Origin of the sequence: Campylobacter sp. BCW_6463 (assembly GCF_001762785.1) — a bacterium.
Taxonomy (GTDB): domain Bacteria; phylum Campylobacterota; class Campylobacteria; order Campylobacterales; family Campylobacteraceae; genus Campylobacter_D; species Campylobacter_D jejuni.
The window spans coordinates 21,243-45,343 of the sequence record NZ_MJXL01000040.1; the positions used below are offsets into that span (position 1 = coordinate 21,243).

The 24,101-nt window shown below is 29.5% G+C and carries 23 protein-coding genes and 1 pseudogene; 5 read left to right on the forward strand and 19 right to left on the reverse strand.

Features of this window, described 5'->3' with window-relative positions; translation table 11 throughout:
• Positions 1-20: 20 nt before the first annotated feature.
• The 4 genes and pseudogenes from AJ884_RS03870 to AJ884_RS03885 all read right to left on the reverse strand — a co-directional run bounded on the left by AJ884_RS03870 (position 21) and on the right by AJ884_RS03885 (position 3,645).
• Positions 21-929 (reverse strand): ABC transporter ATP-binding protein, encoded by a 909-nt coding sequence (locus tag AJ884_RS03870; protein ID WP_002860649.1) that lies wholly within the window; start codon positions 927-929, stop codon positions 21-23.
• Complete coding sequence (locus tag AJ884_RS03875; RefSeq protein ID WP_070286468.1) at positions 913-2,529, reverse strand: ABC transporter permease; 1,617 nt, start codon at positions 2,527-2,529, stop codon at positions 913-915. Before AJ884_RS03875 ends, AJ884_RS03870 begins: the two co-directional genes overlap by 17 nt.
• Positions 2,529-3,533, reverse strand: a complete 1,005-nt coding sequence (locus AJ884_RS03880) for a Fe(3+) ABC transporter substrate-binding protein (RefSeq protein ID WP_070210605.1) — start codon at positions 3,531-3,533, stop codon at positions 2,529-2,531. Before AJ884_RS03880 ends, AJ884_RS03875 begins: the two co-directional genes overlap by 1 nt.
• Positions 3,530-3,645, reverse strand: a pseudogene (locus AJ884_RS03885) (hypothetical protein). Before AJ884_RS03885 ends, AJ884_RS03880 begins: the two are co-directional and overlap by 4 nt.
• A 209-nt stretch (positions 3,646-3,854) precedes the next feature.
• Between AJ884_RS03885 and AJ884_RS03890 the strand changes: the two are divergent.
• Both AJ884_RS03890 and AJ884_RS03895 read left to right on the forward strand, forming a co-directional pair.
• Positions 3,855-5,054 (forward strand): putative transporter, encoded by a 1,200-nt coding sequence (locus AJ884_RS03890; protein WP_070210606.1) that lies wholly within the window; start codon positions 3,855-3,857, stop codon positions 5,052-5,054.
• 98 nt (positions 5,055-5,152) lie between these two features.
• A complete protein-coding gene (locus tag AJ884_RS03895; protein ID WP_070286469.1) occupies positions 5,153-6,511 on the forward strand; it encodes a hemolysin family protein in 1,359 nt (452 codons plus the stop codon).
• Between the two features lie 12 nt (positions 6,512-6,523).
• Here the strand turns inward: AJ884_RS03895 and AJ884_RS03900 are convergent, their stop codons facing one another.
• The 10 genes from AJ884_RS03900 to tig form a co-directional block, all read right to left on the reverse strand.
• Positions 6,524-7,708: a metallophosphoesterase gene (locus AJ884_RS03900; protein WP_070286470.1), complete on the reverse strand. Its 1,185-nt coding sequence runs from the start codon at positions 7,706-7,708 to the stop codon at positions 6,524-6,526.
• Between the two features lie 9 nt (positions 7,709-7,717).
• Positions 7,718-7,927, reverse strand: a complete 210-nt coding sequence (locus AJ884_RS03905; protein WP_002857271.1) for an alkylphosphonate utilization protein — start codon at positions 7,925-7,927, stop codon at positions 7,718-7,720.
• A complete protein-coding gene (locus tag AJ884_RS03910) occupies positions 7,920-8,639 on the reverse strand; it encodes a TerC family protein (protein WP_002851673.1) in 720 nt (239 codons plus the stop codon). Before AJ884_RS03910 ends, AJ884_RS03905 begins: the two co-directional genes overlap by 8 nt.
• A gap of 72 nt (positions 8,640-8,711) precedes the next feature.
• Positions 8,712-9,278: a phosphoribosylglycinamide formyltransferase gene (purN, locus tag AJ884_RS03915; protein ID WP_002870679.1), complete on the reverse strand. Its 567-nt coding sequence runs from the start codon at positions 9,276-9,278 to the stop codon at positions 8,712-8,714.
• Entirely contained in the window at positions 9,269-10,639 is a 1,371-nt protein-coding gene (locus tag AJ884_RS03920) for a bifunctional ADP-dependent NAD(P)H-hydrate dehydratase/NAD(P)H-hydrate epimerase (RefSeq protein WP_070233483.1), read from the reverse strand. Before AJ884_RS03920 ends, purN begins: the two co-directional genes overlap by 10 nt.
• Positions 10,623-11,312 carry an NYN domain-containing protein gene (locus AJ884_RS03925; protein WP_070233482.1) on the reverse strand — a complete coding sequence of 230 codons (690 nt, stop codon included), beginning with the start codon at positions 11,310-11,312 and terminating at the stop codon, positions 10,623-10,625. Before AJ884_RS03925 ends, AJ884_RS03920 begins: the two co-directional genes overlap by 17 nt.
• A gap of 1 nt (position 11,313) precedes the next feature.
• Positions 11,314-12,819, reverse strand: coding sequence for a YifB family Mg chelatase-like AAA ATPase (locus AJ884_RS03930; protein WP_070286471.1), 1,506 nt, complete (start codon positions 12,817-12,819; stop codon positions 11,314-11,316).
• Positions 12,816-13,343 (reverse strand): peptide deformylase, encoded by a 528-nt coding sequence (gene def / locus AJ884_RS03935; RefSeq protein ID WP_002861002.1) that lies wholly within the window; start codon positions 13,341-13,343, stop codon positions 12,816-12,818. Before def ends, AJ884_RS03930 begins: the two co-directional genes overlap by 4 nt.
• A gap of 35 nt (positions 13,344-13,378) precedes the next feature.
• Positions 13,379-13,963, reverse strand: coding sequence for an ATP-dependent Clp endopeptidase proteolytic subunit ClpP (gene clpP / locus AJ884_RS03940; RefSeq protein WP_002861003.1), 585 nt, complete (start codon positions 13,961-13,963; stop codon positions 13,379-13,381).
• Complete coding sequence (gene tig, locus AJ884_RS03945; RefSeq protein ID WP_070233492.1) at positions 13,963-15,297, reverse strand: trigger factor; 1,335 nt, start codon at positions 15,295-15,297, stop codon at positions 13,963-13,965. The genes clpP and tig overlap by 1 nt, the downstream gene beginning before the upstream one ends.
• Before the next feature lie 143 nt (positions 15,298-15,440).
• Here tig and folE point away from each other — a divergent pair, with 143 nt between their 5' ends.
• Together folE and fliI are read left to right on the forward strand one after the other, a co-directional pair.
• Positions 15,441-16,013, forward strand: a complete 573-nt coding sequence (gene folE, locus AJ884_RS03950) for a GTP cyclohydrolase I FolE (protein WP_002880936.1) — start codon at positions 15,441-15,443, stop codon at positions 16,011-16,013.
• Complete coding sequence (gene fliI / locus AJ884_RS03955; RefSeq protein ID WP_002854283.1) at positions 16,013-17,398, forward strand: flagellar protein export ATPase FliI; 1,386 nt, start codon at positions 16,013-16,015, stop codon at positions 17,396-17,398. Before folE ends, fliI begins: the two co-directional genes overlap by 1 nt.
• 2 nt (positions 17,399-17,400) lie before the next feature.
• Here fliI and purF read toward each other — a convergent pair whose 3' ends face one another.
• From purF to AJ884_RS03980, 5 genes are all read right to left on the reverse strand, one after another.
• Positions 17,401-18,738 (reverse strand): amidophosphoribosyltransferase, encoded by a 1,338-nt coding sequence (gene purF / locus AJ884_RS03960; protein WP_070233480.1) that lies wholly within the window; start codon positions 18,736-18,738, stop codon positions 17,401-17,403.
• Position 18,739: 1 nt separating this feature from the next.
• The gene (dapB, locus tag AJ884_RS03965; RefSeq protein WP_070233479.1) at positions 18,740-19,468 is read right to left on the reverse strand and encodes a 4-hydroxy-tetrahydrodipicolinate reductase; all 729 of its coding nucleotides are present in this window, start codon (positions 19,466-19,468) and stop codon (positions 18,740-18,742) included.
• 62 nt (positions 19,469-19,530) lie between these two features.
• A complete protein-coding gene (locus AJ884_RS03970) occupies positions 19,531-20,712 on the reverse strand; it encodes a replication-associated recombination protein A (protein ID WP_057036093.1) in 1,182 nt (393 codons plus the stop codon).
• Positions 20,712-21,839, reverse strand: coding sequence for a hypothetical protein (locus tag AJ884_RS03975; protein WP_002915802.1), 1,128 nt, complete (start codon positions 21,837-21,839; stop codon positions 20,712-20,714). The genes AJ884_RS03970 and AJ884_RS03975 overlap by 1 nt, the downstream gene beginning before the upstream one ends.
• Positions 21,840-21,973: 134 nt before the next feature.
• On the reverse strand, positions 21,974-22,321 hold the full coding sequence (locus tag AJ884_RS03980) for a hypothetical protein (protein WP_002915799.1): 348 nt from the start codon (positions 22,319-22,321) through the stop codon (positions 21,974-21,976).
• Between the two features lie 315 nt (positions 22,322-22,636).
• Between AJ884_RS03980 and AJ884_RS03985 the strand changes: the two genes are divergently transcribed.
• Positions 22,637-23,986 carry a CitMHS family transporter gene (locus tag AJ884_RS03985; protein ID WP_070233478.1) on the forward strand — a complete coding sequence of 450 codons (1,350 nt, stop codon included), beginning with the start codon at positions 22,637-22,639 and terminating at the stop codon, positions 23,984-23,986.
• The last annotated feature ends 115 nt before the right edge of the window (positions 23,987-24,101 follow it).

Here is a 24,101-nt window from a genome sequence, read left to right on the forward strand (position 1 = left end):
AAGATTTTTAGGAATTTTAACTAAAAATTGATAATATCAAAATTTATTTTTTCTTCTAAGTTATAATTTGAGCTTAATAACATAAAAAATTCTATATTTTTATATCTTAACTTAAGTCTATAAAAAGCCCCTAAAAATTCTTTTTGTAAAATTTTAGCCTCAAAGCGATTTCCTATTTTAAGTTCTGCATAACCAAAAATATAATTTTTTGAAGCTATCCAAGCAAAAAATTCATCTTCTAAATCAAGTTTTTCTTCTATGATATTTAAATCAGGTAAAATTTGCGCACTTTTAAAATCGGGCTTAAAATAAAGCTCTTTAGGATTTGCATGAGCTAAAATTTTTCCTTTTTCTAAAAAAGCGATTTGATCAGACATACAATAAGCATCTTCAATATCATGAGTTACCATAATAGCCGTAATGCCTTGATTTTCTATCATTTTTTTCAATTCTCTTCTTAAATCCTGTTTTAAATTTTGATCCAAATTAGAAAAAGGTTCATCTAAAAGCAAAAGCTGACATCCTCTTGCTATAGCTCTAGCAAAAGCCACTCTTTGCGCTTGCCCTCCTGAAATTTCATCGATTTTTTTATATCTTAAATCTTCAATTTCAAAAGTTTTAAGCAAATGATTTAAAATTTGATTTTTATCTTTTTTATCGTAAAGTGCAAAAAGTATGTTTTTCTCAACATTTAAATGAGGAAATAAAGCATAATTTTGAAACATCAAAGCCACTTCACCTTTGCAAGAAAACAAATCATAAGAACTAGCTTGTTCAAGCTTAGCAATAATCCTTAAAAGCGTGCTTTTTCCGCTTCCACTACCTCCTAAAATGCTTAAAAATTCTCCTTCTTTGACATGAAGATTGATATTTTCTAAAGCTTGTATTTTTCCAAAATTTTTAGATAAATTTTTAATTTCTAACATCATCTTTCCTTGTGATTTTATCCATCCAAACAACAACCATTAAAGAAAGAAAAACGATAAACAAGGAAGGCAAAGCTGCATCATAAATTCTTTCATCACTTGCAAACCAGAAAGCTTTAACACTTAAAGTTTCAAAGCCAAAAGGCGCTAAAATTCTACTTAAAGGAAGTTCTTTAATCGTATCAATAAAAACAATAATAAAAGCCAAAAATAAAAAATGTTTCATTAAAGGTGCGTGAATTTTAAAAAATAAAATAAAATAACTCGTTCTTAAATTTAAACTTGCTTCATCAATATTTAGATGAATTTTATTATATCCTCCCTCTAAAGAATAAATTGCACTCGCTAAAAAACGAATTATATAAGCAAAAACAAGAACAAGTAAAGAATTTTCCAATAAACTCATGTGAAAAAATTTATCCAAAAATACAAAAAGCACTATAATGCTAATCCCTAAAGCAGCAGCAGGTATAGAATAACCCAAAGAACTTATTTTTAAAATAAATAAATTAAAAAAATGATTTTTAACTATCCTAGAGCTAAACATCAAAAAATAAGCTAAAAAAGTGGTAATTAAAGCAGTGATTAAAGCTAAGATTATAGTTTGAAAACTGATAATATAAAATTGCGATTCAAAAAGCTTATGATCTTTTAGTCCCCAATAAACTAGCCAAATAAAAGGTAAAATAAAACCTACAAAAGCAATCATAAAACAATAAATACAGGATAGAATTTGTTTAATAGGATTTAATTTTCTTTTTTTGATAAAAAGAGCTAAATTTTGATTAAAACTATAATGATGTTTATTTTTATAATAATAATCCACATACATAATCAAAAATACAAAAAGCATTAAAATACCCGATAAAACACTAGAAGAATAAGAATCATTCAAATCATACCAGAGTTTAAAAATTCCAGCCGAAAAAGTATCCACTCCCAAATAAGCACTTGCACCATAATCACTCAAAGTTTCCATTAAAACCAATAAAGCTCCAGAAAAAATGGCAGGTCTTGCACTCAAAAGTGCCACGCGTGTAAAAATTCTAAATTCAGAATATTTCATGATTTTAGCTACTTCATAAGCCTCTTTAGCTTCACTTTTAAAAGCTGTTTTAGCAAATAAATAAATATAAGGATATAAAGAAATAGCCAAAACAAAAATAACACCATAATGATTGAAAAAATCTATCCTAAAGCCAAAATTTTCATGAAAAAATCCTTGAAAATCCATAATTCCCACATAAACAAAGACTAAAATATAAGCAGGTATGGCCAAGGGTAAAATGAGTAATTTTTCTAAAATTTTACAGAAATAAAAATCATAATTTGCGATCAAATAAGCAGAACTCACACCCAAAATCAAGCTTAAACACAATACTCCCACGCTAATTATAAAAGTATCTTTGATGAATTTTAAAAATAAATAATCAAAAAAATGACTCAAATTTTCTTTAATAGATGAAAATTGGGTTAAATCACTTGTGTTAAAATTTTGAAATAAAATATAAAAAAGTTCAGCAAAAATACCAAAAATAGGCAAAGCAAGAAAAAGGGCAAGTAAAATTGCCCCGAGTTTATAGTATTTTAAGGTTTTATACATTATCTAAAACCGACTTCATCGTAAATTTTAACAGCTTCTTTAATATTTTCTGCTATCTTACTCACAGGAATTTGATCTTCTTTAAAAGTTCCAAAATCCTTTACCGTTTGGCTTAATTCTACATCATTTCTTATAGGAAATTCATAATTACTATCAGTAAGAATTTTTTGAATTTCAGGACTTAACATAAATTCCATAAATTTTTTAGCCGCATCTTGATTTTTACTTGATTTTGTCATAGCAATACCGCTAATGTTAATATGCGTTCCTCTATTGTCTTGATTAGGAAAAATAATACCCAAAGAATTCCCCACTTCTACATCTTTTGGATTTTTAGAATTCTTTAAAAGCCCTATATAATAAGTATTCATAACTGCAAATTTAGCTTTGCCTGCAAATACTTGTCTGGCTTGATCTCTATCCCCACCCTTTGGGTTTGTCGCAAGATTCTCAAGTACACCTTTAGCCCATGCTTTAGCCTCTTTACTTCCATCATTAGCTATAATAGATGCTAAAAGAGTTTTGCTATAAGGAGCTGTAGCACTTCTCATGACAATTTCTCCTTTAAATTCAGCTTTTGCTAAATCTTCATAATTTTTCATTTTGCTAATGTCGATATTTGCGTTTTTATTGTAAGCAATAATTCTTGCTCTTTTTGTAATCGCAAACCATTCTTTATCCTTATCTCTTAAATGAGCAGGTATAAATTCTTCTAAATATTTTGATGAAACAGGGGATAAAAGTCCTAAATTTTTAGCTTCTGTAAGATTTGAAATATCAGCTGTGATGAAAATATCAGCAGGAGAGTTATTTCCTTCAAGAGAAAGCCTTTTAATAAGTTCTGAAGCTTTAGCTTGAGTATGATTGACCTTAATGCCTGTTTTTTCTTCGAATTTTTTTATGATTTCAAAATCAGCATCATAATGTCTTGCTGAGTAAATATTAAGCTCGCTAGCACCTAACAATGAAAAAGCCGTTAAAAACATAAAGAAGATTTTTTTCATATTTTATCCTTTATTGAGAATTATACTTGGTTTTATTAAGATCTTTAAAATCAGTATGAGAATGTTCAGAGCAAGCAAAAGCAAAGCCAACGCATAGTAAAAATAAAATTATTTTTTTTCATAGACATTAATTCCTTTTTTAGATATTTTGATAAGAAATATTAATATTAAAAAGTAAATATGACGTAATATTTATATTTTTATATTTCTTTAAAGAATAAAGAGGTTTATTTTTGACACATATATTGATAAATTTATGATTTTTAATAAACTCTTGATTAAATAAAGTTGATTAAAATTTTTCTTTTAAAAGGTGGTAGCATGTTTTCTTCATTTTTTAAAAGTAAAAAATGGGCTTTATGGGCTTATTTAGGACTTTTTTTACTCTTATTTTTTCTTTTTATTCAAACAAGTCTTAATGTTGCTATAAATTCATGGTATAGTGATTTTTACAATGTTTTACAAAAGCCAAAAATAGAACTTTTGGATTCTAATTCTACGCAAAAAATAGAAACTAATTTCGAAAATAATGCCACTTTAATCCAAGAGGCTAATCAAAGAGCTGAGCAAAATTTCCAAAAAGCTAATTTTATCAATAAAGGCGCATTGTATTATTATCAAAATTTATTAGAATATTTTTTCAACTCTAGGGCTATGATTGAAAAGCCAAATTATTCAGCAAATGATTTTTATGCTTTGATTTTAGTTTTTTTGGCTATTGCTATTCCTTATGTTTTAATCGCTACGATTAATATCTATTTTGCTAGTGTCTATGCTTTTAAGTGGCGTGAGGCTATGACTTTTTCTTATTTAAAATTTTGGAAAAATAAAGATGACAATATAGAAGGAAGTTCGCAAAGAATTCAAGAAGATACTTATAATTTTTCCAAAATCGTAGAGAGTTTAGGACTTAGTTTTATAAAAGCTTTGATGACCCTTGTAGCATTTATTCCGATTTTATGGAGTTTAAGTGATGTTGTGAGTAAAGCTTTATTTGCAAATTTAAGCGAAAATTCTTCTTTTTATTTTTTAAAAAATATTGATGGTTTGCTTGTTTATGTTGCACTTTTGATTTCTTTAGGAGGCTTGGTTGTGTCATGGTTTGTAGGTATTAAACTTCCTGGACTTGAATATAACAATCAAAAAGCTGAAGCAGCTTTTAGAAAAGAGCTTGTTTATGCTGAGGATAATCGCAAAGAATACGCTAAAAATGAGACTATGATAGAGCTTTTTACAGGGCTTAAATTTAACTATAAAAGACTTTTTTTACATTATGGATATTTTAATATTTGGCTCATTTTATTTGAGCAAATGATAGTTATAGTGCCATTTTTAATCATGGCACCAGGGCTTTTTGCTGGAGCTATAGGACTTGGTATTGTAATGCAGATTAACAATGCTTTTGATCAAGTACGAAGCTCTTTTAGTGTTTTTATCACAAACTGGACAACTATCACTCAACTTAGAAGTATATATAAGCGTTTAAAAGAATTTGAGAAAAATATTTCTTATAAGTCTTAGTTTTTTCTTATAAAATACAAGAAAAAATTCAAATATTAAATTTACTTTTAATTGTGTATAATAAGGTTTAATAATATTTTATTTCTTAAGGAGCTTCATTGGACCCCAGTCAGGTTTTGGATTTAAACCAAACTTCTACAGCATCTTTTGATGCAGGATATTCTATACTTATGGTTGTTGTTGCACTTGCTCTAGTGTTTTTAAATGGTTTTTTTGTTTTGTCTGAATTTAGTATTGTTAAAGTACGTCGTTCCAAGCTTGAAGAGATGGTAAAAGAAAAAAAAGCTGGTGCCAAGAAAGCTTTGGAGGTTACTTCAAGACTTGATACTTATCTTAGTGCTTGTCAATTAGGAATCACTTTAAGTTCTCTAGCTCTTGGTTGGATAGGTGAGCCTGCTATTGCAAAAATGCTAGAAATTCCGCTTATTAATCTTGGTTTTAACACTGTTGTTATCCATACTATAGCTTTTATTATTGCTTTTAGCATTATTACTCTTTTACATGTGGTTTTAGGAGAACTTGTGCCAAAAAGTATAGCTATTGCAGTTGCGGATAAAGCGGTTTTATTTATAGCTAGACCGCTTCATTGGTTTTGGATACTCTTTTTGCCTTGTATTAAAATTTTCGATTTTTTAGCAGCTATAAGTTTGAAACTTTTTGGAATAAAACCTGCTAAAGAAAGCGAGCTAACTCATAGCGAAGAAGAAATTAAAATCATAGCAAGTGAGAGTCAAAAAGGTGGAGTTTTAGATGAATTTGAAACAGAGATCATACGCAATGCTGTTGATTTTTCAGATACTGTTGCTAAAGAGATTATGACTCCTAGAAAAGATATGATTTGTCTAAATAAACAAAAAAGTTACAAAGAAAATATGCAAATCATTTGTGAATATAAACATACTCGCTTTCCTTATATTGACGGTTCTAAAGATACTATTTTAGGGATGATACACATACGAGATATAATACAAAATGAATTAAACCATAAAAGTCAAAATTTAGATACTTTTGTTAAACCTTTGATTTTGGTTCCTGAAAATATCAGCATTTCAAAAGTACTTGTAATGATGAATAAAGAACGCTCTCATACTGCATTAGTAGTTGATGAGTATGGTGGAACTGCTGGAATTTTAACCATGGAAGATATCATGGAAGAAATTATTGGTGAAATTAAAAGCGAGCATGAAGAAGACAGCTATAAAAAACTTGCTGAAAATATCTATGAATTTCAAGGACGATGCGATATAGAAACTGTTGAAGAAATGCTTGTAATAAACTATGATGAGGATTTAGAACAAGTTACTATAGGTGGATATGTATTTAATCTTTTAGGACGCTTACCTATGGTAGGAGATCGCATTGAAGATGAACTTTGTTACTATGAAGTTAAAAAAATGAATGGGAATTCTATAGAGCGTGTTAAGGTGGTTAAAAAAACCAATAAAGATGAAGAATAAGTCTCTTTAGGCTTATTTCTTTTTGTAAATTTGGTTTTTAATTTCTATACACTCAAAACCTTTTTTATCTAGTGTAACTACGCGTAAATATCCACCATCATCTATTTTACCCTCGCATAAAAATACCCTTTTGGCTATTTTCATAGGAAGTTTTTCTTTATTTCTGTGTCCAAAGATTTGATAAAGATTGTCCGAGGTGAAATTACAAAATTGATTTGCCACTTTTTGACTGTCTTCATATCCACCTACACCATAAATAAAATCATGGCTTGGTATAAAGCTTATTTTTTCAGGTTTGGAGGGTATAAAATTTACTCCTCCATGTGAACAAAATATGAATTTATTTTGGAATTTGTAGTATAAACATTCTTTTAGATGAGGATAGAGTTTTCTAGCATCTCTTAGAGTAAGTTTTTCTTTTCTAAAATCCTTTAAAGTATTTTCATTAAATTCTTTGGAATTTGACAATTCTCCATTAGCCCATTTTATAAGATGTCTTTCGTGATTTCCTTCTAATAAGCATACATTTTCTTTTTCGCAAATTTTTAAAAGAAATTTTATTACTTTGCCATTTTCTATACCTCTGTTGATATAATCTCCCAAAAATATATAAAATTCATCTTCTTTGATTGTTTTAATGTATTCTTTTAAAACACTATAACAACCTTGTAAATCTCCTATATGATGAATTTTTTTATATTTACTTAAATTTGGCATTTGGTAAAGACATTTTTTCCAGTCATTTGAGTCTAAAATTGGATATTTTTTTGGATTTTTTTTGAGTAAATCTTGAGTTTTTTCCAAAAGAGCATAAGGGATGATATATCCATTTTTTTTAGCTTCTAAAAGATTTTTTTCTTGACATTGTTTTAAAGAGCTATCAAAAACAATAACATACATTTTATAGCGATATTGTTTAGCTAAGTCTTTGTAAATTTTTAATGTTTCATTGTAAGCGTTTATGATGCAAAACTCACCTTTTTGCATACGCATTTCTAGAAGTTTGAGTAAAATTTTACTCAAATCTTCATCATTTTTAACATTTAAAATTTTATATTCACTGACTATATTTTTAACGCTTCCTGATAAAAGACGCAAAGCATTTAAATCAAGTGTATAATTTTGAAGTTTATTATTTTTGATAAATTCTTCTTGTCCTGCGTAATAATTCCCTCTTAAAACAAGTAAGATTCGCACATTCTTTGCCTAGATTTTCTTTAAAAATTCAGTCTTTAAAACAATAACGCCAAATTTATCTACTCTAGCCTCAATTTCACCTTCTTTAGAAGTGAGCTTAATATTTTTTATAGTAGTTCCACGTTTTAAAGTTGTACTTGCACCTTTAACCTTAAGATCTTTTATTACACTCACGCTATCACCTGCGTTAAGTTCTGTTCCATTAGCGTCTTTAGCCATTTTTTTCCTTTCTTTGATCTAAAATATTTAAAATTTGCACCACTAAAGCAAAAGCCATAGCAGTATAAATATATGCCTTATCAATATGAATATCAAAACTTTCAGCAACTAAAACTACGCCTATTAGCACCAAAAAGGCTAAGGCTAAAATTTTAATGCTTGGATATTTTTCAACAAAATCTGCTATAGGTTTAGAAGCAAAAAGCATCACAGCTACTGCGATAATAACAGCGATAATCATGATGGTTACATCTTGAGCAATTCCTACTGCGGTAATAACACTATCAAGTGAAAATACTATATCAATCACAGCAATTTCAGCTACAACTATCCAAAGTTTATTGCTTGCTTTAAAATGACTTTGGCTTTCTTCTTGATGAGAAATTTGCTCTTTAATTTCTTTAATAGACTTTACAATCAAGAAAAGCCCACCTAGTAAAAGAACTAGATCTCTACCTGAAATTTCATTGCCCAATACACTAAACAAAGGTGTTACAAGTTTCATCACCCAAAAAAGAGACAAAAGAAGTAAAATTCTTGTAATCATTGCAAAAGCTAAACCTAAGATACGTCCTTTATCGCGATGTTCAGGGGGTAGTTTACTTACTAAAATAGCTAAAAAAATGATATTATCTATCCCTAGTACAATTTCAAGAGCACTTAAAGTAGCTAAAGTAATCCAAGCATCAATACTAAATATCCATTCAAACATAAATTTCCTTGAAAATTTTAAAATTTTTTTAAAGCGATATTTTATAGTTTTAAAGCAAATGCCTTTAATTCTTTAAGAAAAAATTTCAATCACACTTAAGGGTAAAATTTCATGTTCTAGGCTATGAATTTTTTCTTCAAATTCTTCAAAACTCAAATTTCTTTTTTCAAAAGCTTTTTGAGCTATAATCATCCCACCATCAAGTTCTTCATTGACCCAATGCACACTCACGCCAGCCACTTTCATATCACTTTCATAGCTTTCTTTAATTGCATGTGCTCCTTTAAAAAGGGGTAATAAAGAAGGATGAAGGTTGATCGCTTTAATATTTTTTGTAAAAACAGGACTTAAAATTCTCATAAAACCTGCTAATACAGTAAGATTTGCTCCACTTTCTTTGATTTTTTGTACTAAAATCGTATCAAATTCTTCACGAGTATTATAAGCCTTATGATCAACAATGACAGTATCAAGACCAAATTTTTTTGCCCTTTGTATACCAAAAGCATCTTTTTTATTGCAAAGGCAAAGTACTACTTCATAGGTATTTTCCCCTATGGTTTTTTTATGAAGTTTTTCTAAAATATTTTCTAAATTACTTCCATTTCCGCTAAAAAGTACAGCTAATTTTACAAGCATTTTAATCCTTTGATAAGTTTTAAAGCGTCAAAGCTATTTTTATTAAATTTATATTTTTTTGCAACAAGCCCATGAGCTAAAGTAGCATTTTTTGCTGCTTCTAAAGCACTAAAACCAAAACCTAAATGTGCAGCAATCATTCCACTTAAAACATCTCCACTCCCACCTTTAGCTAAGGCTTGATTTCCCAAATTTACAACAAATAATTTTTCTTTTTGCGCAATAATAGGATTTGCTCCTTTTAAAACAAGAACACAATCATAATTTTGCGAAAATTTTCTAGCATAGAAAAAGCGATTTTTTTGCAATGCTTCTATATCTAAATCCTCATCAAAGCACATTTTATAAAGTTTTATAAATTCTTTTGGATGAGGGGTTATAACAACATCTTTTCTGTTTAAATACCAAAGCAAAGCTTCACTTAAAAAGCAGTTTGCATCCAAGATCAAAGGAGTGTTTTGCAAAATTTCATCTTTTAGAAAATCCAAATTTTCAAGCCCCATACCTAAAGCAATAGCACTTGCATTATTTTCAATTTTTTCTTTTAACATCAAAAGAGGTGAGAAACTTTTTTGTGCTACTAAAGAAACAAGACCTGCTCCAAAATTTAAGGCTCCAAGTCCTGCTAAAGTTCCAGCGCTTGCATTGGCAACTATATAAATATGGCCAAAATTTCCTTTATTAGTGTTGATTTTTCTATCTATAGTTTTTAAATCTTTTTTTTCAAGCAAAAAAGCTTGAGAATTAGGGTAAAATTTCTTAGAGCTAATGCCTAAATTGGCTATTTTAATCCTTCCTACAAATTCCTTAGCAAAATCTTCAAGTAAAATTTCCTTTAAAGCTCCCATGCAAAGTGTAATATCAGCTTTAAAACAAGGATAAAATCCCAAATTTGTAGGCATATCACAAGCTATTTTTAAAGCCTTGCTTTGATTAACTTTTTGAATTATTAAACTTGTTTTTTCATCTAAACAACGATTTGAGCCTGTACCTAAAATACAATCAATAATAATATGAAATTTTTTAAAATTGGGTTCTTTTTTACAAAATTTAAAAGCATAATTTTGTAAAATTTGCTCTTGTTTTTTAAAAAGCGTATTTTCTTTAAATCCTATTTTATAAGCTTTAGCGTGTTTTAAATTTCTTAAAGCCACCAAGCCATCTGAAGCGTTGTTACCCCCGCCTAATAAAAAAAGTATTTTTACTTTTTTAATCTTGCGTTGAATGCAGATTTTTTTAGCTTCTTTTTTAATTAGTTTGGCTAAATTTAATCCCGCATTTTCCATTAAAATAAGCTCATCTAAGCCTTTATTTATAGTATTTTGTTCTAAAATGTTTATATTATCAATAATAGCTTTCATAATCTTTTTTCACCAAAAAATATATATTTTTTTCTCTTTCTTCTTCAAATTTTTTCATTTTAGGTAAAAATTTCTGGATCAAAGCACGAAAATTCTTAAAACCATAATTTTGCGGATGAAAATCCGAGTATTTGCGGTTCATATTAGTGCGTATTAGTGCGTATTCGGCACGCCCCTTTTCATCGATGAGCTGTTCGGTGATATTGATTAAAGCTCTTAAATAATCCTTGCTTAAAATATCTTCTTTATCTTTATCTAAATAAAAAAATTCACTAAAAGCATTTACATAGGATTTTATAGACTTTTCAAGCCCCATTCCTATAACTTGTTTTTTATTTTCTCTTAATTTTTGAATAAGTGAAGTATAATCACTATCGCTTGAAACAATAACAAAAATATCTATGTTTTTTTCATAAAATATAGACATGATTTCAGTGATTAAATACATATCGCTTGAGTTTTTATTGGCTGCAAAATTAAATTGTTGCATAGCGATTAAAGAATATTCAGCAATTTGCTCTCTCCAACCTTGTATATTTTTTTGAGTCCAGTCTCCATAAATGCGTTTAATGATAACCTCTCCGTAATCTGAAGCGATATCAAAAATACTTTTAGCATATTTTGCAGGGATATTTTCTGCATCTATAAAGATAGCTATACTTTTATTTTCCATTTTAACTCCTTGCTCTAAAGCTTAAAGCTTCTAAAACATGGGTTTTGTTAATATTAAAACTTTGTTCTAAATCCGCTATACTTCTTGAAACTTTTAAAATTTTATTGAGCGATCGCAAAGAAAGATTATAACGTGAAATTGCTAAATCTAGCGTATCTTTAGCATCTTTTTCCAATACACAAAAACGACTTAAATCTTCATCTTTTAATTTCCCATTAAATTCTTTTTGCCCTCGTTTTTTACCAAAAATAAAAGCTTGCAAAATTTTTTCACTCATTTCTTTAGAACTTATACTTGTTTTATCATCCTTACTAATCTCATCCATAGCTACATAAAGATCAATCCTATCCATAATAGGAGCTGAAATGTGATTTTTGTATTTTTTAATCTCATTTTCACTACAAACACAAGAAAGATTTTTAGAAAATAAATTTCCGCAAGGACAAGGATTTTGAGCAGCTATAAAGCTAAATTTTGTTTCATAAGTGATTTTGGAATTTACTCTTGAAATATGAATTTTATGATCCTCTAAAGGCTCTCTTAAACTCTCTATGATTTGCTTGTTAAAATGTGGAAATTCGTCAAAAAACAATACTCCACCATTTGCAAGTGCGACTTCTCCAATTCTAGCATTTTTTGTTCCTCCGCCAAAAATACTTGCTCTTGTAGAAGTATGATGAGGATGACGAAAAGCACGAATTTTAGTAAATTCACAATCTTTTGAATCTAAAGACATATAAGCATTTTGCATTAAAATTTCACTTAAACTTTGAGGAGGCATGATATAAACAAGGCGTTTAGCACACATACTTTTACCACTTCCTGGACTTCCTTCAAATAAGATATTATGCATACCTAAAGCAGCTATCATACAAGCTCTTTTAGCCTTTTCCTGCCCTTTGATGTCTTTAAAATCAAGTTTAAAATCCATATTTTGTAAAAAAATTTCATTTTCTATTTGCAAAGGGTTTGTAAATAAAGGATGATTGTGCGAGAAGTGAAAATTTTCATAATTTTTTTCTTTAAAAAACTCTATTGCTTCATTTAAATTTTCAAGTCCATAAACCTCCAAATTTGGTATCATGGAAGCTTTTTGCGCTATGCTTTTTGGAACAACGATTTTAGCTTTTTTAATTTTAGCAGAGAGAAACAAAAGTAAAGAAAAAAGCTCATTTGTGCTTTTAATACTTCCATCAAGTCCTAATTCTCCTACTACAAAAAAGTCATCTAATTCTTCATTTTGCAAAAGGATTAATAAAGCAATAGCCAAATCAAAATGCGATCCCTTTTTTGGGATGCCTGAAGGACTAAGATTGATAGTAATTTTTTTAGCAGGAAAAGCAAAATCACAACTTAAAAGCGTGGCTTTGATGCGTTCGATACTTTCCTTAATCGCTGCACTTGCAAGTCCTACTATGCTTAAATTTGGCAAACCTCTTGTAAAAGTGGATTCTACCTCTATAATGTCTAAGCCTTCATGAAAGCTTATGCACTTTAGTTTTTTCATTTCTCTTTTTTATGATTTTTCTTCTTTTTCTTAAATTCTTTATCGAATTTTTGACGCTTAGCAAAAGAAATTTTTTCTATAAATAAATGTCCATTTAAATGATCATTTTCGTGTTGAATGGCCACAGCTAAAAAACCTTTTGCTTCAAGCTCTTTAAATTCTCCAAAGCGATCTTGATATTTAAGTAAGATATGATTATAGCGTTTTACTTCTTCGAAAAAATCTGGCACACTCAAACACCCTTCTGTGCAAGTGATCATTTCTTCATCTAAAGGAATAATTTCAGGATTAATAATCTCTAGCAAATCTTCTTTTTTTTGTTCATCATTTTCATCAAAAATATTCACAAGTAAAGCACGCAAAGGAATATCCACTTGAATAGCTGCTAAACCTACTCCATTACTTGCTATCATAGTTTCATACATATCATCAAGCAAGGTGTGAAGTTCTGTATCAAATTTATTTACAATTTCAGAGTTTAAAAAAAGTCTAGGATTAGGATAAGTGATAATTTTTCTAACCATTAAAAAACCTTTGTTTTAAATGATCTCCAAAGAAATCATTTAAAACTTTTTTCCAAAACCTTATCAATCAGTCCATATTCTTTAGCTTCTTGTGCTGACATGAAAAAATCTCTTTCTGTATCTTTTGCTATTTTTGTAACTTTTTGCTTAGTATTTTTTGCCAAAATATCATTAAGTATAGTTTTAAGTCTTAAAATTTCTTTAGCTTGAATTTCAATATCTGTGGCTTGACCTCTAGCTCCACCTAAAGGTTGATGAATCATAATGCGTGAATTAGGCAAAGCAAAACGTTTTCCTTCTGCGCCACAACTAAGCAAAAATGCTCCCATAGAAGCAGCTTGTCCTATGCAAATCGTACAAACATCAGGTTTGATATAGTTCATAGTATCATAAATACTAAAACCACTTGTAATGACACCGCCTGGAGAATTAATATAAAGATAAATATCTTTTGTAGGATCTTCAGCTTCTAAAAAAAGAAGTTGTGCTACGATAGAAGCAGCAAGTTCATCATGAATTTCGCCACTTAGCATAATAATTCTATCTTTTAAAAGGCGTGAATAAATGTCATAACTTCTTTCACCACGACTGGATTTTTCAATAACATAAGGAATAAACATTATTTATCTTCTTTCTCTTTTTTGCTCGCTTTTTCCGATTTTTCTGTTTTTGGCATAAAAATATCATTAAAAAGTTTTTCTTCAATTAAAGCCATTTTCACAGCAGGTAAAGCTCCTTGTTTTTTATAGTTTTCTAAATGCTCTTTTGGATTCATACCATAGCGATATGCTTCAAAATAAATCGCTTGGATCAATTCTTGATCATTTACTTCAATCTTACGCAATTTTGCAAGCTCATCAATAATAAAAGTAAGTTTTACACTTTTTTGCGCTTCTTCTTTAAAAGAATCACGTTTTTCTTGATATTTTTCTTTACTTGCTTTAAGCTCTTCAATTTCTTTTTCACTAAAAGTATTAAAAGCTGCACGCATTTGCATATCAGTTTCTTGTTCTACTATCCCTTTAGGTAAATCAAAATTATATTTTTCAATCAAAGCATCTGCAAATTTACCTTTTAATTCGTCATTTACAAGTTTAAAAAGTTTTTCATTTTTGATTTGCTCTTTTAATTTTTCATCTAAAACTTCAACACTAGTTTTTTCTTCTCCTGGTAAAAGTTTTTTAAGCATTTCATCATCAAGCTCTGGAATTTTAAGCTCTTGAATTTCATGTAGTTTTACTTTAAATACCGCATCTTTACCCGCTAAATGCGCTGCACCGTATTCTTTAGGGAAAGTTACTTTGATATCTTTTTCTTCACCTATTTTCATTCCTATCATACCATCTTCAAAACCTGGAATAAATTGCTTAGAACCAATTTCTAAAACATAATTTTCAGCTTTACCACCTTCAAAAGCTTTATCATCTACAAAACCTTCAAAATCAAATTTTGCAAAATCACCTTCTTTTAAAGCTCTTTTTGTTTTTATAGCTTCAGGAGTAGCAAAACGCTTTAAAAGTTCGTCTTTTTTCTCATCAATTTCTTTTTTACTTACTTTTGGAGTTTGATATTCAGGGATGAGTTTTTCATAACCCTCAAGTTTAATTTCAGGTTTAAAAGAAAGTATTAACTCAGCAATAATTTCTCCATCTTTACGATCAAATTTTTCAAAATATGGCTCACCTACAAGCTCTTTACTTTCTTTTTTAAGTTCTTGTAAAGCACTATTTACAGCAGATTTAAAAAGATTTTGTTCCGCGTCTTGAGTGAGTTCTCTTTCATATCTTTTAAGCACAGCACTTACAGGAACTTTTCCTGGTCTAAACCCATCCATTTTTACGCTTTTAGAAGCTTTTTTTGCTAAATTTTCTACTTCATTTTTAATGATTCCTGAAGGAATTTTTACACTAGCAGTCGCATTAACAGAATCTAGTTGCTTTGCCTTTACTTCCATAGTTTTTTTCCTTATAAAATAAAATTTGCTTTCAATCATAGCAAATTTTTCCTTATTACTTGCATAAAATTTTAAAGTAATTTATGATAAAATTGCAATATTACATTATTATTAAAATAATAAAAATATTTTTGGAGAAAAGTTTGCAAAAAAAATTTGAAGATTGTGTTAAAACTATGCTTGAAATTATAGGAGAAAATCCAAATCGTGAAGGACTGATTAAAACACCAAATCGTGTTTTTAAAGCTTATGAATTTCTTACTAGTGGTTATACGCAAAATGTCAAAGATATTTTAAATAATGCTTTATTTGAAAGCTCTAATAATGAAATGGTTTTGGTGCGTGATATAGAATTTTACAGTCTTTGCGAACATCATCTTTTACCTTTTTTTGGGCGTGCTCATGTAGCCTATATCCCTAATAAAAAAGTAGTAGGTTTAAGCAAAATTCCACGCCTTGTAGAAGTGTTTGCAAGAAGACTTCAAATTCAAGAACAACTTACCGAACAAATCGCACAAGCTTTAATGGAAAATGTCGATGCAAAAGGTGTGGGTGTAGTCATAGAAGCAAGACATATGTGTGTTGAAATGCGTGGAGTACAAAAAGCTAATTCCACCACTACAACTTCAGCTTTGCGTGGAATTTTCTTGAAAAATGAAAAAACTAGAGAGGAATTTTTTTCTCTCATAAACTCTGCTAAACAGGTAAGATTTTAATGAATCTTGAAAAACTACGTTCCAAACTTGGTAAAGAAAATTTAAGTGCTATTTTTGGAGAGATTACAAAAATTTCTGCTACAAGTATAGAAATTCGTGGGCTTAAAACAGGGGTTGGAGATATAGTGAAGTTAGTTTCCAATGAAAATGAAAATTTAAACACTCTAGCTATGGTTGTAGAAATCAAAGAACAATTTAGCTATTTAAGCCCTTTTTCTTTTATAGAAGGTTTTAAAATAGGCGATCGTGCTTTCATAAGTGATGCAGGTATGCAAATAGGCGTTAGCGATGAACTTTTAGGCAGGGTAGTAGATCCTTTTATGCGTCCAAAAGATGGTAAAGGAGCTATAGAAGTAAGTAAATATATGCCTATAATGCGTGCACCTATTGATGCGATGAAAAGAGGGCTTATAGAAGAAGTTTTTCCTGTTGGGGTTAAAACCATAGATGCACTTTTAACTTGTGGTGTAGGGCAAAAACTTGGTATTTTTGCAGGAAGCGGAGTGGGAAAATCCACTCTTATGGGAATGATAGTTAAAAATTCCAAAGCTCCTATAAAAGTAGTGGCACTCATAGGAGAAAGGGGGCGTGAAATTCCTGAATTTATACAAAAAAATTTAGGTGGAAAGCTCGATGATACAGTGATTATTGTTGCTACAAGTGATGATAGTGCTTTAATGCGTAAATACGGTGCTTTTTGCGCAATGAGTGTGGCAGAGTACTTTAAAGAACAAGGTAAAGATGTACTTTTTATCATGGATAGTGTAACACGTTTTGCTATGGCGCAAAGAGAAATAGGACTAGCTCTTGGGGAGCCTCCTACAACCAAAGGTTATCCACCAAGTGTTTTAAGTCTTTTGCCTCAACTCATGGAAAGAACGGGTAAAGAAGAAGGTAAAGGCACTATAACGGCCTTTTTTACCGTTTTGGTGGATGGCGATGATATGAGTGATCCAATCGCCGATCAAAGTCGTTCTATCTTAGATGGACACATTGTTTTAAGTCGTGAATTAACAGACTTTGGAATTTATCCTCCTATCAATATACAAAACTCCGCTTCAAGGGTAATGAGCGATATTATAAGTCCTGAGCATAAACTTTGGGCAAGAAAATTTAAGCGTTTAAACTCGCTTTTAAAAGAAAATGAAGTATTGCTTCGCATCGGCGCCTATCAAAAAGGAAGTGATAAAGAACTTGATGAAGCTATTTCTAAAAAAGAATTTATGCAAAAATTCTTAGGGCAAAATCCTGAAGAAAGTTTTGAATTTAATCAAACTTTAGAGCTTTTAAGTCAAATTGATACACCAAATACTCCTTTGCCACCAACTCAAAATATAAATGTAGGAAGTGCAAGTGCAACCTTGCCTAATCCTAATTTAAAATAAAATTATTTAATAAAATAATCTCCATCAAAACTGATTAAAGAATATTTCCTTTCATCGCCTATGCTTTGGGTTAATTCTTCTATGCTTAAAAAACTTAGCGTATCAGCTTCTACATATTCACGCACTTCTTCAGTATTTTTATTTGCGCTGATAAGTTCTTCAAAAGTTGGAGTATCTATGCCATAAGTATCAGGAAATTTGATCTCAGGACAAGCTATGGCAAGATGGATTTTGCTTGCTCCTGCAGCACGAAGCAAAGAAATTATTTTTTTAGAAGTAGTGCCACGCACCAAGCTATCATCAATGACTACAATTTCTTTACCTTCTAAAACTTTACGCATAGGATTAAGCTTTAATTTTACTTTTAAATTTCTAAGCTCTTGAGTTGGCTCTATAAAGGTTCTTCCTACATAATGATTTCTTACTATTGCCATTTCAAGAGGGATTTGTAAATATTGTGCAAAACCTATAGCTGCACTTACTCCACTATCTGGCACGGGAACAACAAAGTCTGCTTTATAAGTAAATTTTTTAGCTAAAGTTTCACCCATTTTTTTACGCACTTCATACACGCTTTTGCCTTCTACTATGCTATCAGGTCTAGCAAAATAAATGTATTCAAAAGCACAAATTCTAGGAGTTGGAGAAAAAAGTTCTATGCTTTCAAATTTATCATTTCCTTGAGTAAAAATAAGCATTTCCCCTGGTTTAACATCACGAATAAATTCAGCCTCTATAAGATCAAAAGCGCAAGTTTCACTAGCAACTATATAGCCTCCATCTTTTAAACGGCCTAAAGATAAAGGACGCACCCCATGAGGATCTCTTACAACATAAAGTTTATCTTTGCTTGCTAAAACAAAACAATAAGCCCCTATACATTCTTTTAAACTCTCAATAAATCTATCTTTTAGGCTTTCTTGTTTACTTCTTGCAATAAGATGAACAACATTTTCTGTATCCATATTGGTTTGAAAAATAGCCCCATCTTGAATAAGTCTTGATCTTACTTCTTCTTTATTGACTAAATTTCCATTATGTGCTAAAGCAATATCACCTAAAACTGAAGTAGCCACTATGGGCTGAGCATCGTTTAAACTTGAATTTCCTGCTGTAGAATAGCGATTATGCCCTATAGCGATTTCACCTTCTAAAGTTTTTAGATTATCAGGATTAAAAATTTGACTCACTTCACCTTTAGCTTTAATAGTCTTAATATTTTTACCATTACTCACACTAATACCACTTGCTTCTTGCCCACGGTGTTGCATAGCAAAAAGCGCATAATACGCATAAGTGCTAGCATTTTTTGAATTGATAACTCCTACAACTGCACACATTTTAAATTCCTAAAAAATCATTGATTGAATACATTTTTGCTTCTTGCTTACTAAGCCAAATAGCGATTTTAATCGCACCTTTAGCAAAAGTCGCCCTTGAAGTAGCGGTATGATTAAGTTCTAAAAACTCACCATCTTCATAAAAACCTACTGTATGGCGTCCTACTATATCGCCACCCCTTAAACTCATCACAGCAATTTCATCTTTGCTTCTTTCACCTATAATGCCATCTCTTCCACTTACTCTTACTTTTTCAAGTTCTAAATTTCTAGCTTTTGCTACACTTTGGGCTAAAGTCATAGCCGTACCACTTGGTGCATCTTTTTTATGGCGATGATGCATTTCTAAAATTTCTATATCAAAATTTTTTAACATTTGACTTGCTTTGCTAGCAAGATAGTTTAAAACTGCAACACCTAAAGACATATTGGTCGCATAAAAAATCGGCATCACTTCACTAGCACTTTGCATCAAATGTAAAATTTTCTCATCAAGTCCTGTTGTACCTATTACCAAAGGTTTAGGCATGGTTCTTGCATAATTTAAAAGTTCATGAGTTCCACTTGGGGAAGAAAAATCAATAATCACATCGCTTTTTTCAAAAAGTTCTTCTAAATTTCCACCCTTATCATAAAGCATCGAACTTTGTGCTTGCGTTTCGCCTTTTAAACATTCTTCAATCTGTTTTCCCATGCGTCCTTTAGCGCCATAAATTCCTATTTTAATCATCTTTTTCCTTGAAAATAAAATATTGATTTTAGCATTTATTTTGTAAATTTTAAATAATAAAATTAAGCTTTATGGTTTTTTAATTTATATAAATTATCTAACAATTTTGCTTCTTCTCCTAAGCCCTTGCTATGATAAAATTTTAAATTTTTACTAAGATATTTTTGCTCTACCCAGCCACCAAAATCATGTGGATAAAGATAGTTTTGTTTTTCTTGATGATTGTTGTTAAGATAATTAGGTATTTCTAAAGCTTCATTATTTTTTACATAGTTTAAAGCTTCATTGATAGCTTTGTAGCTTGCATTGGATTTGATTGTGCTTGCTAAATAAACTACACATTGGGCTAGGATAATTCTTGCTTCAGGATAACCTATATTTTTAACAGCTTCTAGAGTCGAAACTGCTAAATTTAAAGCATTTGGATCGGCATTTCCGATATCTTCGCTTGAAAAAATTACCAAACGCCTAGCGATAAAATCCGCACTTTCTCCTGCATCAATAAGTCTTGCAAGATAATAAATAGCTGCATCAACGTCACTTCCACGTAAACTTTTTATCATTGCACTTGCTAAAATATAATGTGTATCTTTTGAGCTAGCACCTTCGCTACTTATGGTGTTGCGAAGTTTTTTAAGATTTTCAAGACTGATATGTTTTTCATCTAAAACCAAGACAAATTCAAGCAAATTTAGCATAGCTCTTGCATCAGCACTTTTAAGTAGAAAATTTTTAGCTTCTTTATCAATATTAAATTTCATTTTTTCTTGTACACGCAAGAGTAAAGTTTCAAGTTCCTTTACCCCTAAAGATTTAAATTCAAAAAGCATGGAACGGCTTCTTATACCAGAACTTAAAACAAAATAGGGATTTTCAGTGCTTGCGCCGATTAAAATTAAACGGTAATTTTCCATAGGAATTAAAAGCATTTCTTGTTGGGTTTTGCTAAGGCGGTGAATTTCATCAATAAAAATTAAAGGTTTATAAAGACTATTTTTGTAATTATCTAAAATTTTTCTTAGTTCTTCGAGTTTAAAATTTCCTCCATCAAATTCATAAAAATCTAAGCCAAATTCTTTGGCTACAACTCTAGCAAAAGTTGTTTTTCCAGAACCTGCTGTTCCAAAAAAAATGCTATGAGGAAGTTTTTGTAAAGCAGTAAATTTTTTGAAAATTTCTATAAGCTCATATTGTCCTAAAATATCATCAAAATTTTCAGGGCGAAAGGTCAAAGCTAGGCTCATTAATTTAAATCCATATTTGAAAATTCACTACCATTAATTTTTAGCTGAGGATTGGCTAAGCTATCATAAGATAAATTTAGAAAAAAGTTATTATTTTCTTTTAAAAAATATTGATTTAAACCTCCATAATCCTTTGTCCAAGGAAAAATTTCATCAGGCTCATCTAAACTGATAACTTGTAATTTTGCTTGATAAGAGTTGTTGATATTTAAATTGCCTTGTAGACTGATGTTTTGTTTATTTTTTTCAAGAATTAAATTTTGTATTTTTAGATCAAGATTTTTTTGAATAAAATGAGAGATATTGAAATTTGAGTTAAGAAATTTATTTATGGTTATATTAAATTTTGTTTTGTCAAAATTTAAATTCTGACCCAATAAAGATTTAAGATCAATATCAATTTCATTGGATTCTCCTTGTATGTTTAAGTTTATTGTTGAATTTTCTTCATTAAAATTTACTTGGTTTTTGCTATAAAAAGAATTGATTTTATTGTTATCTAGTACAAGATAATCAAAGTTGATTTGTTGTTGGCTATCACTAAATAAATTTAACTCATAAAATTGTACAGGATTGTTAAAAAATTGTTCGTAATTTAAATTTTGCAATACAAATTTAGTATAAAATTGAGAAAAATTAATCATATCAAAATGTATTTTAATGTTTTTAATTTCTAAATTTTTATTTATTAAAGCTTCAATATATCCGCCGTTTATGATGGTATCTCCGCCTTCATTGCTTAAATTTATATCTTTAATATTTAGAAATATTTTAGAGTTGTTATCGTGTAATTTGAGAGTAAAAGTTCCTAATTTATTGTTTTTTAACACTTCATCTAAAAAATCAAAAGGATTTGTAAAATTTCCTTTTATAATTTTATTTAAGAAAAAATAATTATTAAATTTAAGGTTGATTTTAGTTGAAAGCTGTGTATGAGAGTGATTTAAAGTAAAACTTCCTTTAGAGGTTAAAAAACCTTTTTTGAAGTAAATATCTGTAATTGTATAATCAGGATTGCTGTTTTTAATAAATTTATTAAATAAAAGTTCGTTAGTGTATCCTATATAAAATATATGAATAATAAAACCTAATATAAAACAAAAAACAATAAAAATCCATTTTTTCATTATTTGCCTTAGATGAAAATATAAGTGTTATTTTATAAATTGCTTGTTAAAAAAGAGTTTAAATTTTTATTTAAGAGTGATGAAGTAGTTTAGTAAAGAATGATTTTTATAAATCCCTTGTTAAGGGATTTATATTAATAAGCTTTTTTATAACATTGAATTTCAATTTTTCTAGCTACTGGAATAGCTTGAGTATTTGGCGTAGCAGGTGTTCCATAAGAAATTTTACTTTCTAAAAAATTTCCAACCTTTAAGTCTTTAAAAGTTCCATCTTTATCTGTTCCAAAAATACCACAATCATCCATTTCTATTTCGGTATTTGGTAGAACTTTTATAGCCATTTGTCCGCCATAAATTGAGTCAATAAGCAAGGTTTTATTGTTATCATAAATTTGTGCAATAGTACCTTCAAGTTTTAGACTATCTGCAAAAAGCATTGAGCTAGCTAAAAGTGCTGATGCAAATAAAATACTTTTTTTCATAATTATTTCTCCTTCAATGTAAAGTGATAACATTATAAACTTTTTAAGTGAAGTGAATGTGAAGTTAAAAATTTTGACTTTTTAGTTTTGATAAGATTATGTGATTTATCATATTTACCAATCGTTACTTCTAGTTGTAAATTTAAAAGAGTGAATACTTTATCAAAAATAATTAAAAATTATTTTTTATTCTTGTTTAAAATAGTTACATTAAAAAATATATTTTTTCCAAAAATCTATAAATTTAAACACATATAAGTTGGACTTAAAATATCCATTTTATTATTGAATAAAAATGATACAAAAGGATAGGATATGGAAATTTTTTTAGCTTTATTGGGTTTTTTCTCATTAGGATTGATAGTTTGGCTTTTGCTAAAAGATTATGCTACTCCAGCATTAGCTTTTATAAGTGTAAGTATTAGTGTAGCTTGTATTTTACTTATTCTTGAACAGCTTGGTTTTGGCGTGGGTGCAGCTTTAGGGGTTAAAGAAGGAGGTGTTTTTGATATTAAAACATTGGTTGCTTTTATTAAAGATGGAGTCAAAAGCGTAACGGATACGGCAGCTTTGTTTGTTTTTTCTATACTCTTTTTTAGTGTTTTAAATGCAAGTGGTTTTTTTACTAAAATTTTAAATGCGTTTTTATCAAAAATGAAAGCTAATGTATATCAAGTTTGCATTCTTACTGTTTTTATTACTGCTGCTGTGCATTTAGATGGTTCAGGTGCTTCTACTTTTCTTATTGTAATACCTGCATTATTACCTATTTATGAGCGTCTAGGTATAAGAAAGACTTCAATGTTATTGATTATTACTTCGGCTATGGGGGTTATGAATGTTATTCCTTGGGGTGGTCCTACTTTAAGAGCGGCTACTAATATAGGAATGGATGCAAATTTGCTTTGGCACCATATTATACCTATTCAGATTGTAGGTTTGGTATTATCCCTTCTTTTGGCAATTTGGATTGCTAAGATAGAAATAAAAAGAGGTGCAGGCGCAGGTAACTTGTCGGGAATAAATTTAAATATAGAAAAAAGCGAACACCATAATGAAAAATGGTTTTGGTTAAATTTACTTGTAGCTATTGGGGTTATTGGGCTTTTAATTAGTGGTATTTTTCCTAGTTATATTTGCTTTATGATAGGACTTGCAATAATTTTACCGCTTAATTATCCTAATTTAAAAATAGCTAAAAAAGTTTTAGATCGTGCAAGTGCTGGTGCAATGCTTATGTATATTACTTTAATTGGTGCTGGGATATTAATAGGCGTATTTGATAAAAGTGGTATTATGGAGAAAATGGGTGTTTTGATTTTAAATTTTGTTCCAGATTATTTAGGCGCTTATATTCCTTTGATGGTAGGGATATTAGCTGTTCCAATGGCAATTATTTTTTGTACAGATTCTTATTTTTATGGAGTGATGCCTATAGTTTTGAGTGTAACTAAGGCTTTTGGCGCTGAACCTTTGACTATAGCTATTATCATGGTGATAGCAAGAAATTGTGCGACATTTATTTCTCCTGTTGTGCCTGCAACTTTGCTAGGTTGCGGTTTAGCAGAGGTTAATATTAAAGATCATATCAAAAGAAGCTTTTTTTATATATGGGGTATAAGTATTATTTGCTTGATTTTTGCTGAGGTAGCTGGGATAATATAATTAAAATAAAAAAACTTTTGATTTTTCAATGATTGGTTCATTGTTTTATGATATTTTTGAGTCAAAAATTTATAAAAATATAAGCGTTTTTTTGTATTATTTTATTTTGCTTTAG

Coding starts and splice junctions, on each gene's coding strand:
- AJ884_RS03870 (WP_002860649.1), bottom strand. CDS start 929: ATGATGTTAGAAATTAAAAATTTATCTAAAAATTTTGGAAAAATACAA.
- AJ884_RS03875 (WP_070286468.1), bottom strand. CDS start 2,529: ATGTATAAAACCTTAAAATACTATAAACTCGGGGCAATTTTACTTGCC.
- AJ884_RS03880 (WP_070210605.1), bottom strand. CDS start 3,533: ATGAAAAAAATCTTCTTTATGTTTTTAACGGCTTTTTCATTGTTAGGT.
- AJ884_RS03890 (WP_070210606.1), top strand. CDS start 3,855: ATGTTTTCTTCATTTTTTAAAAGTAAAAAATGGGCTTTATGGGCTTAT.
- AJ884_RS03905 (WP_002857271.1), bottom strand. CDS start 7,927: ATGGCTAAAGACGCTAATGGAACAGAACTTAACGCAGGTGATAGCGTG.
- AJ884_RS03910 (WP_002851673.1), bottom strand. CDS start 8,639: ATGTTTGAATGGATATTTAGTATTGATGCTTGGATTACTTTAGCTACT.
- purN (WP_002870679.1), bottom strand. CDS start 9,278: ATGCTTGTAAAATTAGCTGTACTTTTTAGCGGAAATGGAAGTAATTTA.
- AJ884_RS03920 (WP_070233483.1), bottom strand. CDS start 10,639: ATGAAAGCTATTATTGATAATATAAACATTTTAGAACAAAATACTATA.
- AJ884_RS03925 (WP_070233482.1), bottom strand. CDS start 11,312: ATGGAAAATAAAAGTATAGCTATCTTTATAGATGCAGAAAATATCCCT.
- AJ884_RS03930 (WP_070286471.1), bottom strand. CDS start 12,819: ATGAAAAAACTAAAGTGCATAAGCTTTCATGAAGGCTTAGACATTATA.
- def (WP_002861002.1), bottom strand. CDS start 13,343: ATGGTTAGAAAAATTATCACTTATCCTAATCCTAGACTTTTTTTAAAC.
- clpP (WP_002861003.1), bottom strand. CDS start 13,963: ATGTTTATTCCTTATGTTATTGAAAAATCCAGTCGTGGTGAAAGAAGT.
- tig (WP_070233492.1), bottom strand. CDS start 15,297: ATGGAAGTAAAGGCAAAGCAACTAGATTCTGTTAATGCGACTGCTAGT.
- fliI (WP_002854283.1), top strand. CDS start 16,013: ATGAATCTTGAAAAACTACGTTCCAAACTTGGTAAAGAAAATTTAAGT.
- purF (WP_070233480.1), bottom strand. CDS start 18,738: ATGTGTGCAGTTGTAGGAGTTATCAATTCAAAAAATGCTAGCACTTAT.
- dapB (WP_070233479.1), bottom strand. CDS start 19,468: ATGATTAAAATAGGAATTTATGGCGCTAAAGGACGCATGGGAAAACAG.
- AJ884_RS03970 (WP_057036093.1), bottom strand. CDS start 20,712: ATGAGCCTAGCTTTGACCTTTCGCCCTGAAAATTTTGATGATATTTTA.
- AJ884_RS03975 (WP_002915802.1), bottom strand. CDS start 21,839: ATGAAAAAATGGATTTTTATTGTTTTTTGTTTTATATTAGGTTTTATT.
- AJ884_RS03980 (WP_002915799.1), bottom strand. CDS start 22,321: ATGAAAAAAAGTATTTTATTTGCATCAGCACTTTTAGCTAGCTCAATG.
- AJ884_RS03985 (WP_070233478.1), top strand. CDS start 22,637: ATGGAAATTTTTTTAGCTTTATTGGGTTTTTTCTCATTAGGATTGATA.